A 12,220-nucleotide genomic window follows, 5' to 3' on the forward strand; every position below is an offset into this window, starting at 1 on the left:
CGTTCAGCAGGAGCAGGCACTACATATTAGAAATCGAAAAGGAGGGGACAGATGAAGAAAGATCAGTTATATGCCGTCGTGGATATCGAAGCTACCGGGGCTAGTCTAGGAAGAGACGAGCGCATGATTCAGTTTGCTTGTGTGCTGGTGAAAAACGGCGAAATCGTGGAGACGTTCGACACCTTTGTCAATCCCTCCCGTAAAGTGAACAAAACGATTCGAGATCTGACAGGGATCACATCCAAGGATCTGGCGACTGCACCTTATTTTGAAGATATTGCCGGCCTGATCCATCAGCTTTTGGAAGACACTATATTTGTGGCGCATAATGTTGGTTTCGATTTTCAGTTTCTTAATGAATGCTTTCAGCGAGCAGGAATAAGTCCTTTGACTATCCCTGCACTTGATACAGTGGAACTGGCTCAGATTCTGCTGCCCACTGCGGACAGCTATCAGCTGAAGGAACTGACAAGTGCGTTGGGGTACGATCTATCTCAGGCGCACAATGCTTTATTTGATGCCAAAGCGACTGTTTTTCTGCTCCAGCAGCTCGATAAAAAACTATTGACGTTGCCACTTGTCACTTTAGAGTCATTGGCAGAGCTAGCTCCATCGACGACAGCTCAGACTGCTCTTTTTTTTGAAGAGGCTTTAGCTCGTATGCAAGCTGAACCTCAAGATCTGAAAGAGGATCTGATGATTGTGGGAGGAATGGCGCTTAAAAAACCTCAGGCATCAGGTGAACAGGAGCTGCACCGCAAGTTGCCGGCCTATCCTTATCAGGATAAAGACAAGAAGCGTCTGTTCGATCAAATCGGACTGGAGCAACGCGAAAGCCAAATGCAGATGATGAATGACCTGTTTCGTTACTTGAAAAAAGAAAATCCAGAGCATAGTCAGCTTATGGAAGCTGCTCCGGGCGCCGGGAAGACATTCGGCTATCTGCTGCCAGCCTTGTATCTGGCTACGCCACAAGATCGCATCGTTATTTCGACTTTCACTAAAGTACTGCAGAAACAGCTGGTTGATGAGATTTTGCCACTCTTAAACAGCAGACTGCCCTTTCAAAAAACAGTGGCCCTAGTCAAGAGTCCTAGCCACTATATATCTTTGACAGCCTTTTACAAAAAGCTTAAGACAGTCTCAGCCAGGGGAACTGAGGCTAAATTTTGTATGAAAGTGTTGGTATGGTTGACAGAGACAGAGGAAGGCGATCTGGAAGAGCTAGGAATACGGACGAGAACGCCGCATCCTTTCTGGCTGGACATTCGTCCCTCTCATAGGCTGCAACCCATGGCTGCTTTTGAAGAAACAGACTTTCTGTTCCGTCGGAGCCAAAGAATCAATCAGGCCTCTATACTGGTTACTAATCATGCTTTTCTGGCTAGGGACTGGTTGAATGCAGAACGGCTTTTAAGTACAAATAAACTGATTGTGGACGAAGCACATCATCTGCCTGATGTAGTTGATGAAACATCGACCGTCACTTTAAAAATCAGCACGCTGCTTAAAGAACTGAAAAACCTGGGAAACGTAGAAAAAGAAGATTCGCTGCTGCATCAGTTGAATACACAGGCAGTAGAAGCCGTCAAGCCCTATCAGATCCAGGCACTGGGGATGGCGGCGCAGGTCTTGCTGGAAGATTGGGAAGACTGGGGGATTCAGTGGGTAGAATGGCTGATCTCTTTCAAAGACTATGATCCTAAAGTAATCGAATGGAAAGAGAAAACGATTGACCTCAACACCCTGCCCATGACACTAAAAAAAGAAAACAAGCGCATCAAGACAGCTCTGGATGAGCTGATTTATGTCAGCAATCAGCTGACTTCAGTGCTTGAAGACCAGCCGGAGACCTTGTCGAATGACAGCAAGCGACTGCTTACCCGTCTACAGGGTCTAACGGACCTGGCCCAGACCGTATCAAAGCGCCTCACTCAGCTCTTTTTTGTTCGTGAAAAAGGCAGTCTCACGGGCCTGAGATTTTACTCGAAAAATCCCATGAGCACCTTGACCTTTTACCGCTTCAATCAGGACGTAAGAACCGAGTCTTTGAATAAGCTGAAAGATGCAAAGCACCTGATTCTGACGAGCTCAACGCTTTCTGTCAAGGGGTCGATCCGCTATATCGAACAGGCTCTCCAGCTGGAGAGAACGGCTTACGTGGAGTACGCTTCCCCTTACGATTTCAGTAAGCAGGGTCGCATTTTTGTTCCCTCAGACCATTATCCGCCTGATTCCAGTACAAGAGCTCATGTGACCTTGCTGGCTGATCAGATTGAAGCTGTCGTGAAAGAGAATCCGGAAAACGCTCTGGTCCTTTTCCGCTCGCAAGAAATGATTCAAACTGTACATGATGTGCTGAAACAACGTGGACGACTATCTCATAAAACTTTGCTGGCTCAGAATATTTCTGGAACACCTTTGAAAATTGCCAAGCAGATTCGTAAAGCTAAGGAAGTACTGGTACTCGGAGCCGATACCTTCTGGGAAGGTGTTGATTTTCCTGAAGATGAATTGCGAATCGTGATCATTGCCCGGCTGCCGTTCGATTCACCGGACATGCCGCTCGTCAAGAACCGTCACCGTCTGCTGAGCGAGCAGGGGCTGAATCCTTTTGTACAAGATATGCTGCCGCGGGCAGTCATGAAATTTAAACAGGGAATTGGGCGGCTGATTCGCTCCCGTGAAGATAAAGGGGTCTGGATTGTTCTGGATCGCCGGCTCATCGATTCCAGTTATGCCACCGCTTTTGTTGATTCCCTGCCCAAAGGCCTTTCAATTGAAGAAGAGCCCCTGGACACGATTGTTCAGGAAAGCTCTGCTTTTTTTGGACAAAAAGAGAAAGACTAGAGCAGTTATTTATTTCTGCTGGTTCATTTGCTATACTGTAGAAGTTGAAGTTTAAAACAGCGAAATGGTAATGAGGAGATCTATGTGAAAAAAGTTTTAATTAGTCTCATCATAGTGATGAGTGTTATCCTGGCAGGCGGATCTTTTCTCCTGTACCGGTCTATTCAGCCTCATTCCCGTGCCAGAAGGGACACGATTGCTTTTGTGTCTGAAAGAACCAGCCTACAGGAGGCGCAGGACTTCTTTTGGTACAATGGGGAAGAAACATTTCTGACCGTCACTGGGATCAATGAAGAAGGTGTTGAACGCATTTATATCGTTCAGCAAGATGGGGGACAAATCCTGTCTTTGTCCAAGGAAAATACTTTGTCCAAAGAGCAGGCCATTCAAATGACAAAGGAAAGCCGTCAGCCTGACCGCATTCTGAATGCCCGTATTGGTATGCAGGACGACACCCCAATCTGGGAAATCAGCTACCGGAACCAGAACAACCGGCTGGGTTATTTTATCATCGACTTGCGTACCGGTGAATGGATACGCACGATCGACAATATTTAGTTTAAAAGGAGACGACAATAGTGAAGAAGATTCAGATCATTGATGCCAAGAAACACGTGGGAGAAAAAGTGAAGATAGGGGCATGGATCGCCAATAAGCGTTCCAGCGGGAAGATTGCCTTTTTAAACCTGCGTGATGGTTCAGCCTTTTTCCAGGGTGTAGTGGTAAAAAGCCAAGTAGAGGAAGAAGTCTTTGCAGCAGCAAAAAACGTAACACAGGAAAGTTCGGTCTGGGTAATTGGAACAATCTCTGAAGATGCCCGTTCAAAATTCGGATATGAAATACATATCGAATCGCTTGAGGTAATAGGGGAGTCCGTCGATTACCCCATTACACCGAAAGAACACGGAACTGAATTCTTGATGGACAACCGTCATTTGTGGCTCCGTTCATCCAAGCAGCATGCGGTGATGCAAGTCCGTAATGAAATCATCCGTGCCACCTATGAATTTTATAATCAGGAAGGCTTCGTCAAAGTGGACCCACCGATTCTGACTGGAAGCGCAGCAGAAAATACAACTGAACTCTTCCATACGGAGTACTTTGATCGTGATGCCTATTTGTCTCAAAGTGGACAGCTATACATGGAAGCAGCAGCTATGGCTTTAGGTAAAGTTTTCTCCTTCGGACCGACTTTTAGAGCTGAAAAGTCCAAGACGCGCCGTCACCTAATTGAATTCTGGATGATAGAGCCGGAAATGGCCTTCATGGACCAAGACGAGTCCCTTGAAATTCAGGAAAAATATGTTGCCTATCTGATTCAAAGCGTGCTGGATAATTGTGACCACGCACTGGATGTTCTGGAAAGAGACAAGGAACTCTTGAAGAAATATACAGAACTTCCTTATCCTCGCGTCTCTTATGATGAGGCGGTCGATTTGCTAAAAGCCAATGACTTTGATGTCACTTGGGGCGAGGACTTCGGTTCGCCTGAGGAAACGTTTATCGCTGAGCAGTACGATAAGCCCATCTTTATTCTTAACTACCCGAAAGCAATCAAGCCCTTTTACATGAAGCCCCATCCGACCCGCGAAGATATCGTTTTGTGTGCGGATATGATCGCACCTGAAGGCTATGGTGAGATTATTGGCGGTTCTCAGCGTGAGGATGACTATGAAGCGCTAGGCAAGCAACTGGAAGCTTTTGATCTGGATATGAAAGAATACGAATGGTATCTGGACCTTAGAAGATACGGAAGCGTGCCGCATTCTGGTTTCGGTCTAGGGCTGGAACGTGCGGTAACCTGGATTAGTGGAACAGAACATATCCGTGAAGCCATCCCATTTCCACGCTTGCTGAACCGTATTTATCCGTAAGCATTTAAGATATGTGAAGAAAGGATTGGGTAGATATCCCAGTCCTTTTCTTCATGTCAGAAACAGAAAAGGAGCTGAACTATGTCAGACAAAACAGTGAAAAAATGGATCAATGCAGGAACAACATCTGTGTCCAATGTCCTGTTAATGCACTACAAGGCGGTCGGCCTGACTGACCAGGATTTAGTTGTGCTCATTCAGCTGATGTCTCTGGTCGATCAGGGACAAAGTTTTCCTGACAGCCGTCTGCTTGCCGATCGGTTGAATGTATCCAGGGAGGAAGCCTACAAGGCAATCCACAAGCTGATGACAAAGAAATTAGTGACTATTGAAACAAGTACGGACGAAGAAGGGATCACACATGATGAATTTTCCTTTGAGCTGCTGTATGATCGCCTGATCCGTTTGCTAGATCAGCAAGATCAGCAAGAAGAAGAAGAAACGTATATTTTAGATTCAAAGGAATTATATCGTTTATTTGAACAAGAATTCGGCCGCGGATTGTCTGCAATGGAGATTCAGACACTGGATATGTGGCTGAATGACGACCAGTATGCTCCGGAACTGATTGAATTGGCTTTGAGAGAAGCGGTCCTCAGCCAAGTATACAGTTTAAAGTATATCGACCGTATCCTGCTGACCTGGGACAAAAAAAATATCCGGACAAAGGCTCAGGTGGAAAAGGAAACCAAGCGCCACCGACAGCAGGCTGATAAACAGCAGAAAGATGAAACGGATACTGAAGATAAACCGGTCCCCATGTACAACTGGCTGAAAGAGCAGCAAAGGGACTGAGTCGCCTTAAGTAGCCGGGGGAAAGATTGACTGTCTGAAACTTTTGAGATTTATACCGGTCAAAGGCAGGCCAAATCAATAGCATTCCACTAAAATGAGAGCTAACTGATTTAAACCTGGAACCTACAATAAAGTGAGGAGCTTGTTAATGACAAAAAAACAGAAGCTGCTGAATGCGGCAGAAACGACCCGTCTGATTGAAGCCATGGGTGTGATGTTTCCGGATGCGGAAGCTGAACTGACTCATAAGAACGCTTTTGAGCTTCTGATTGCAGTGATACTTAGTGCACAGACAACAGATATTGCAGTAAATAAAGTGACACCGGCCTTGTTTGAAGCCTATCCTACACCTGAAATGCTGATGGAAGCTGATCTGGAGGATATAATGGATAAGCTGAAAACGATCGGTTTGTACCGAAACAAGGCAAAGTTTATCAAAAAATGTTCAAAAGACCTGGTAGAGCGCTTTGGCAGTGTGGTCCCTTCGACACATAAAGAGCTGGAAAGTCTGGCGGGAGTCGGGCGTAAGACAGCTAATGTTGTGCTGAGTGTTGCTTTTAATGAGCCAGCCATTGCAGTAGACACACATGTGGACCGGGTCAGCAAAAAATTTGGTATATGTGAACCCAATGCGACAGTACGTCAAGTTGAAGAAGCCCTGATGCACAAGCTACCCAAAGAATTATGGAGTATTGCTCATCACCGTATGATTTTCTTTGGACGTTACCAGTGTCCGGCTCGCGCGCACGATCACGATCAGTGCATTGCCAAAATTGCTGAGGCCAGTCGGATGATATCTTCAGTGTAGAAGGCTGTCCTGACTCAACTGGTTCAGGATTCGTTTTCATTAATGAAGACAGTAAGGTATAATTGAATAAAAGGAGAATTTATTTAAGACAAGGAGTACGGATGCATGACTAAAGAAGAAACAGCAGAACAGCTAAGTGCCCTAAAAGCGCAGTACAGCCTGTATGAAAACCGGCCTTTTGATCTGACTATTGCCCGTGGCATTCCTTCAACGGACCAATTAAAACTATCTGAAGCTTTATTGAATGAAACACCGATAAAAAAATGGTATAGTGAAGACGAGCTTGACATAAGAAATTATGGTGGCTTGTTTGGTATCAGAGAAGCAAGAGCTTTGTTTGGGCAAATGATGGAGACTTCGGTTGATGAAACCTTTGTAGGAGGCAACTCCAGTCTGCAGCTGATGTATGCGACCTTGAATCATTTCATGTTCACGGCCGACACTCCCTGGTCCAGAGAAGAAAAAGTGAAGTTCATCTGTCCGAGTCCGGGCTATGATCGTCACTGGTTTATGCTGGACCATATGGGTATCGAAATGATTCCAGTTGAACTGACTGGAGAGGGACCGGACATGGAAGTGGTTGAAAAGCTGGTTTCTCAGGATCCTGCTGTCAAAGGGATGTTTGTCGTTCCTACATACAATAACCCTACAGGGGAAACGGTATCCGACGAAGTGGTTGAGCAACTGGCTAATATGCATACAGCAGCAGAAGACTTTATTATTTTGTGGGACAACGCTTATGTCGTGCATCACCTGAACGGCGTAAAAGAAAAAGCAGCCAATCTGCTTGAAGCCTGCAAAGCGGCGGGCAGTCCCGACCGGGTCATCCAGTATGTATCGACATCCAAGATGACCTTGCCTGGCGCAGGAGTTGCCGCTATGGGAGCTTCTGAGGCTCGTATCAAAGAACTGGCCCTGGAATTCAGCAAGCAGCTGATCAGCTTTGACAAAATCAATCAGATGCGCCATGTCCTCTTCCTGAAAGATATGGAAACGATCGAAGCCCATATGGAAAAGCATGCTGAAATCCTGGCACCCAAATTTGAATGGATCGATGCAATCCTGTCGGCTTACTTCTCAGGCGACCGGTCTTCCTTTGTGAGCTGGACCCGACCGAATGGTGGGTATTTTGTCCATTTAACGACTCAAAACGGCTGTGCTACTGAGATTGTTGCCAAAATGAAGCACATTGGGATTGAACTGACCCCGGCAAATGCAGCGTACCCTTACGGCATTAATCCTAAGGATAACAGTATCCGTTTGGCACCAAGCTTTGCCAGGATGGATGATCTGGAAATCGCCATGGAAGCTCTCTGTATCTGTATCGAACTGGTCACACTAGAAAAAAACAATGAGGAGTAGATGATATGTCTAAAAAAACGTTTGGTTTTGGAATGATCCTGGGTTCACTGGTTGGAACAGCTGCAGCTTACCTGCTGGCTCCCAAGTCCGGTGAAGCTTTTCAGAAAGATATTAAGTTTAAGGCACAAGAAACAAAAAACAAAGCAGTGGTCCGTCTGGATGAAGCACTGATGGAAACGGAAATGTGGCTGGATCAGAAAATGACGGAGCAGGATATCAGAAATGAACCCATCCGTTACGAACGTACACCCGAAAATACGGCGCCGGCGCCTGATTATACAGAATCCCCGGACGTCTTTATAGAAGAATAAAGAAATCATAAGAGAGGAGAGAGGATCTTTCCTCTTTCCCTTTAAATTCAAATGAATAAATATGCTATTTTTTAAATAACTATACCATAGGAGGCAATCATGTCTAAATTATTTAATGTCTATTCTGAAATAGACCCGCTCAAATCGGTTGTGCTTAAGAGGCCAGGCAGAGAAGTAGAAAACCTGACGCCAGATACTATGCATGACCTGCTTTTTGACGATATTCCTTATCTGCCGGTCATTCAGCAAGAACACGATGCTTTTGCTGATGTACTGAGAGAAAATGGTGCGGAAGTTCTTTATCTGGAGAAACTGCTTGAAGAAGCGATTAAAACAGACGCTGACCGGACGCATCTAGTGGAAGAGCTGCTCAAGGAATCGGGAATCGATGTCCCAGATATCCGTCAGGAACTAAATGCTTATTTCATGAATATGGATGCAAAAACAATGGTCGACACGATGATGGCTGGTGTACGGACAGACGAACTGGACATTCAGTCGCATTCTCTAGGCTGGCTGACTGACCGGAAAAAAGAATCGCCTTTCTTGCTTCAGCCCATGCCTAACCTTTACTACACAAGAGATATTGCATCTACAATCGGCCAAGGACTGTCAATTAATAAAATGACCTATGACGCCCGCAAGCGCGAATCTCTTTTTATGGAGACGATTGTTAAGTCTCATCCTGATTTCAAATCAGATCACTTTTCGCTCTGGCGTGACCGCGGATCGCATACTTCAATTGAAGGTGGCGATATTTTAGTTCTTAGTGAGGAAGTCATTGCGATTGGCGTTTCTCAAAGAACAAGCGGCCGGGCCATCGAAGAATTTGCACAGTCTCTTTTCTCAAAACAAACTGCGTTTAAAAAAATACTGGCTATCGAGATTCCGCGTGTCCGTGCCATGATGCATTTGGATACGGTATTCACCATGGTCGATCGCGATGCCTTTACTATTCATCCGGGTATCCAGGATTTGGACCAGAAAATGTCGATATATATGCTTGAACCTTCCAGTGTGGAAGGGAAGCTGAAAGTGTCTCACCACACTGAGCTGGATAAACTGCTTCAGACTGTCCTGAAGGTGCCGGAGATCAATATGATCCCCTGCGGAAACGGCGACGCGATAGCGGCTCCAAGAGAACAGTGGAACGACGGTTCCAATACCCTGGCAATCAGTCCAGGAGTTGTTGTCACTTATAATCGCAATCATGTATCCAACGAGCTGCTTAAAGAAAACGGGATAAAAGTTCTGGAGATTCCATCCAGTGAGCTGTCACGTGGACGCGGTGGACCACGCTGCATGAGTATGCCGTTGTTTAGAAATTCTGACGGGAAATGATTGTTTATGTGATCGTTATTAAGCGCAATTAAAAACAGCCCGTACAGGCCGACAGATCATATGATCTGAGCCTGTACGGGCTGTTGCTTTGAGAGAGCAGCTGGCGGTATAATAGATGAACAGGCTTTGAGCTTACTGCCTGTTTCCGTCTTTCGTGTACGTAATAACGGCTGAACTTTTGTTGTCAGCTATTTTTTCAGCCCGGCTAATGGCTTCGCTTTTAGTTTTAAACGTTGAGTCAGCCTGTTTGGCCTCTTTGGTTCGGACAATCCAGTGCTCTGACTCAAAATAAACCAGCACATCGTTGTCCAGCAGTTGTTCATTGGTTGTGTCCTGATGACTGTCATCTTTTTTCGGTGTACTGTCATACTTGAAACTTCTGATTTCATCCTCTGAAGCTTTCGCTGCCCATTCTTTAGCCTGCTTTGTGGCTATCGGAATGGCCTCGCTATCAGAATAGCCGTTGTCCAGCAAAGCGTTGGCGATAGCAATAGCCTTCTTTTTCACTACATGATCCAAATTCTTGAAGGAATCCGGGTAATCAGTCATATCCCAAGGCATAAATAGATCTTCCTTTCCTGTAAGTTACATTCGTTATAACATGTAAAAAATCAAGCGTCTAATATTAACAACCGAAAAGAGGAATAACATGCTAAAAAAAATAGACAGGGCCCAGTTGTTTCTTGAAAAGCATCTGGAGCTGTTCCAGTGTCCGGTATGCAGAGAACCGTTTACAGCAGTAGCAAACCACCACCTGACCTGCCATAAGGGGCACCGTTTTGATTTGTCAAAAAAAGGAACGCTGCATCTAATGCTCAAGTCTCCTGAGTCTGACTATACGAGGAGCATGCTTGAAGCCAGACAGCGCATAGCACAAGCCGGTTTCTGGCATCCCCTGCTGGATAATCTCCTGACTAGAATAAAGGACCAGACTGGTGCGCTTCTGGACGTTGGAGGAGGAGAAGGGTCTCACAGTGCTTATTTGAAGCAGCAGGGTTTAAGCGGACCGCTCATTAGTTTTGATATTTCTAAAGAAGGTGTGAACCTGGCGGCCGCTTCTCATGAAGACGTTTTTTTTCTGGTAGCAGATCTGGCTCAGTCTCCGTTTGCTTCAGATCAGTATACTACCTTATTGAATATCCTTTCGCCCTCGAATTACAGCGAATTTAAGCGCTTGTTGAAGCCGGGCGGACAAGTCATCAAAGTCGTTCCCAATGCAGGTTACTTGAAAGAGCTTAGGGCTGTTAAAGGAGACAAAGCACAGACTTATTCCAACAAGCAAGTTGTTGATAAGTTCAGTCAGCATTTCGATCAGGTGACAAGCGAAACTGTTTACTACAGCTTTCGCTTAACTCCGGACCAAATTGACGATTTTATCCATATGACCCCGCTTGGTTGGCATGTGAAAAAAAAAGATGAAAAAATACACACTTTACTGGAAGAAATTACAGTGGATTTGACTATTTTAACCGGAGAAATAGGGTAGGGTCAGAAATAGGTGTAAAATAGCTTTATAAAGTCCGATTATGACACAAAAATCTAGTGATAAGCCTTGTGTTTTTATTCAGGAGATGCTAAGATATATTTCATAAGCTAATTTGATTCATTGGTTTTTATCAGTCAACCCATCAGAAGCTGATAAAAACACGTGAGTTTTCAATGGCTTCATTAACGTATTGTTTCGCAGTGCTTGACACCGAAGCAATACGTTTTTTTGTGCATTCAGACAGGGAACACTCGAAATTTTCAAAAAAAACGATTATAATACATAGGTTGCTTGGTGTATAATACACTATAAATAGGAGGATGCAAGCATGAATATTGTAGTATTGGCTGGAGGTTACAGCCACGAAAGAGAAGTCTCACTGAGTTCCGGCAGTCTGATAGCAAACGCCCTGATGGAAAATGGTCACCAGGTTGTTCTGCTGGATCTGTATTTTGGAACAGATGTGGCCTCACATTTTGACGAGGCCTACAGCAAATTGAGGAAAGATAAATATGACTATAAAGTCAAGCGTGCAATACCAGACCTCGAAGCTTTGAAAGCTCAAAAAGAGAAACCGAATGAAATGATTGGGAACAATATAATCCCGATTTGTCAGTCTGCTGATTTAGTCTTTCTCTCCCTGCACGGAGAACTGGGCGAAAATGGTCAGTTGCAGGCTGTATTTGATCTTTACGACATTACTTATACCGGTACAGGATACGTGGGCAGCGCCATTGCCATGAACAAAATTTTGTCCAAGGAAATTATGGCCTCGCGCGGCATTATCACACCGGACTGGGAAGTACTTGATCAGCAGGACCAGCCAACGAGCTCAGTCCCTTGCGTCGTCAAGCCTAATGCAAGCGGATCGAGTATCGGGGTTTACATTGTTGAAGAGAAAGCGGACTTAGCTCATGCCGTTTCGGAAGCTAAAAAGTATTCAGAATCCGTTCTAATAGAAGAAAAGATTGAAGGCCGGGAATTTTCTGTAGGCGTATTGAATGGCGAGGCCTTACCAGCCATCGAAATCATTCCTAAGTCTGGATTTTATGATTATGAAAACAAATACCAGGAAGGTGCAACAATCGAAATCTGCCCGGCTGAACTGGATCCCGAAATCGCTGAACGCATGCAAGGCATTGCGCTGGATGTTTTTAAAGCGCTGCGCCTAGAATACTACTCCCGCATCGATTTCATGGTCACAGCTGAAGGCGGTATATACTGTATTGAGGCCAACACGCTGCCGGGCATGACACCGACTAGCTTATTTCCCCAGGAAGCTGCCGCTCATGGGATCAGTTACAACGAACTGTGCAACACGCTCGCACAGATTGCCATCGATAAAAAATAAAAGCAGTACAGGCTAAAAACATCTGGTCAAAGAAAGAGGGGC

The 12,220-nt window shown here is 45.2% G+C and carries 11 protein-coding genes; 10 read left to right on the top strand and 1 reads right to left on the bottom strand.

Annotated features, from left to right (window positions below; genetic code table 11):
- The first annotated feature begins 51 nt into the window (after nucleotides 1-51).
- The 8 genes from ADIAL_RS09785 to arcA all read left to right on the top strand — a co-directional run bounded on the left by ADIAL_RS09785 (nucleotide 52) and on the right by arcA (nucleotide 9,341).
- Complete coding sequence (locus ADIAL_RS09785; RefSeq protein ID WP_034303059.1) at nucleotides 52-2,850, top strand: helicase C-terminal domain-containing protein; 2,799 nt, start codon at nucleotides 52-54, stop codon at nucleotides 2,848-2,850.
- Nucleotides 2,851-2,934: 84 nt separating this feature from the next.
- Complete coding sequence (locus ADIAL_RS09790; RefSeq protein ID WP_034303061.1) at nucleotides 2,935-3,408, top strand: cell wall elongation regulator TseB-like domain-containing protein; 474 nt, start codon at nucleotides 2,935-2,937, stop codon at nucleotides 3,406-3,408.
- 20 nt (nucleotides 3,409-3,428) lie between these two features.
- Nucleotides 3,429-4,724: an asparagine--tRNA ligase gene (asnS, locus tag ADIAL_RS09795; protein ID WP_034303063.1), complete on the top strand. Its 1,296-nt coding sequence runs from the start codon at nucleotides 3,429-3,431 to the stop codon at nucleotides 4,722-4,724.
- 81 nt (nucleotides 4,725-4,805) lie between these two features.
- Nucleotides 4,806-5,519 carry a DnaD domain-containing protein gene (locus ADIAL_RS09800; protein WP_034303065.1) on the top strand — a complete coding sequence of 238 codons (714 nt, stop codon included), beginning with the start codon at nucleotides 4,806-4,808 and terminating at the stop codon, nucleotides 5,517-5,519.
- Between the two features lie 166 nt (nucleotides 5,520-5,685).
- The gene (gene nth, locus ADIAL_RS09805) at nucleotides 5,686-6,327 is read left to right on the top strand and encodes an endonuclease III (RefSeq protein WP_034303460.1); all 642 of its coding nucleotides are present in this window, start codon (nucleotides 5,686-5,688) and stop codon (nucleotides 6,325-6,327) included.
- Nucleotides 6,328-6,432: 105 nt separating this feature from the next.
- Nucleotides 6,433-7,689 carry an aminotransferase class I/II-fold pyridoxal phosphate-dependent enzyme gene (locus tag ADIAL_RS09810; RefSeq protein WP_034303067.1) on the top strand — a complete coding sequence of 419 codons (1,257 nt, stop codon included), beginning with the start codon at nucleotides 6,433-6,435 and terminating at the stop codon, nucleotides 7,687-7,689.
- 5 nt (nucleotides 7,690-7,694) lie between these two features.
- Nucleotides 7,695-8,000 carry a YtxH domain-containing protein gene (locus ADIAL_RS09815; RefSeq protein ID WP_034303069.1) on the top strand — a complete coding sequence of 102 codons (306 nt, stop codon included), beginning with the start codon at nucleotides 7,695-7,697 and terminating at the stop codon, nucleotides 7,998-8,000.
- Between the two features lie 99 nt (nucleotides 8,001-8,099).
- Entirely contained in the window at nucleotides 8,100-9,341 is a 1,242-nt protein-coding gene (arcA, locus tag ADIAL_RS09820; protein WP_034303071.1) for an arginine deiminase, read from the top strand.
- A 132-nt stretch (nucleotides 9,342-9,473) separates the two neighbouring features.
- Here arcA and ADIAL_RS09825 read toward each other — a convergent pair whose 3' ends face one another.
- Entirely contained in the window at nucleotides 9,474-9,902 is a 429-nt protein-coding gene (locus ADIAL_RS09825; protein ID WP_034303073.1) for a DUF2188 domain-containing protein, read from the bottom strand.
- Nucleotides 9,903-9,990: 88 nt separating this feature from the next.
- Here ADIAL_RS09825 and ADIAL_RS09830 point away from each other — a divergent pair, with 88 nt between their 5' ends.
- Together ADIAL_RS09830 and ADIAL_RS09835 are read left to right on the top strand one after the other, a co-directional pair.
- The gene (locus tag ADIAL_RS09830; protein WP_034303075.1) at nucleotides 9,991-10,827 is read left to right on the top strand and encodes a putative RNA methyltransferase; all 837 of its coding nucleotides are present in this window, start codon (nucleotides 9,991-9,993) and stop codon (nucleotides 10,825-10,827) included.
- Between the two features lie 328 nt (nucleotides 10,828-11,155).
- On the top strand, nucleotides 11,156-12,178 hold the full coding sequence (locus tag ADIAL_RS09835) for a D-alanine--D-alanine ligase family protein (protein WP_034303077.1): 1,023 nt from the start codon (nucleotides 11,156-11,158) through the stop codon (nucleotides 12,176-12,178).
- The last annotated feature ends 42 nt before the right edge of the window (nucleotides 12,179-12,220 follow it).

The sequence above is a fragment of the Alkalibacterium sp. AK22 genome, assembly GCF_000585255.1.
Classification (GTDB): Bacteria; Bacillota; Bacilli; order Lactobacillales; family Carnobacteriaceae_A; genus Alkalibacterium.

What these genes read in the sequence shown, in the direction of transcription:
- ADIAL_RS09830 (WP_034303075.1), top strand. Translation starts at nt 9,991, where the DNA reads ATGCTAAAAAAAATAGACAGGGCCCAGTTGTTTCTTGAAAAGCATCTG.
- ADIAL_RS09815 (WP_034303069.1), top strand. Translation starts at nt 7,695, where the DNA reads ATGTCTAAAAAAACGTTTGGTTTTGGAATGATCCTGGGTTCACTGGTT.
- ADIAL_RS09800 (WP_034303065.1), top strand. Translation starts at nt 4,806, where the DNA reads ATGTCAGACAAAACAGTGAAAAAATGGATCAATGCAGGAACAACATCT.
- arcA (WP_034303071.1), top strand. Translation starts at nt 8,100, where the DNA reads ATGTCTAAATTATTTAATGTCTATTCTGAAATAGACCCGCTCAAATCG.
- ADIAL_RS09785 (WP_034303059.1), top strand. Translation starts at nt 52, where the DNA reads ATGAAGAAAGATCAGTTATATGCCGTCGTGGATATCGAAGCTACCGGG.
- ADIAL_RS09825 (WP_034303073.1), bottom strand. Translation starts at nt 9,902, where the DNA reads ATGCCTTGGGATATGACTGATTACCCGGATTCCTTCAAGAATTTGGAT.
- ADIAL_RS09810 (WP_034303067.1), top strand. Translation starts at nt 6,433, where the DNA reads ATGACTAAAGAAGAAACAGCAGAACAGCTAAGTGCCCTAAAAGCGCAG.
- ADIAL_RS09835 (WP_034303077.1), top strand. Translation starts at nt 11,156, where the DNA reads ATGAATATTGTAGTATTGGCTGGAGGTTACAGCCACGAAAGAGAAGTC.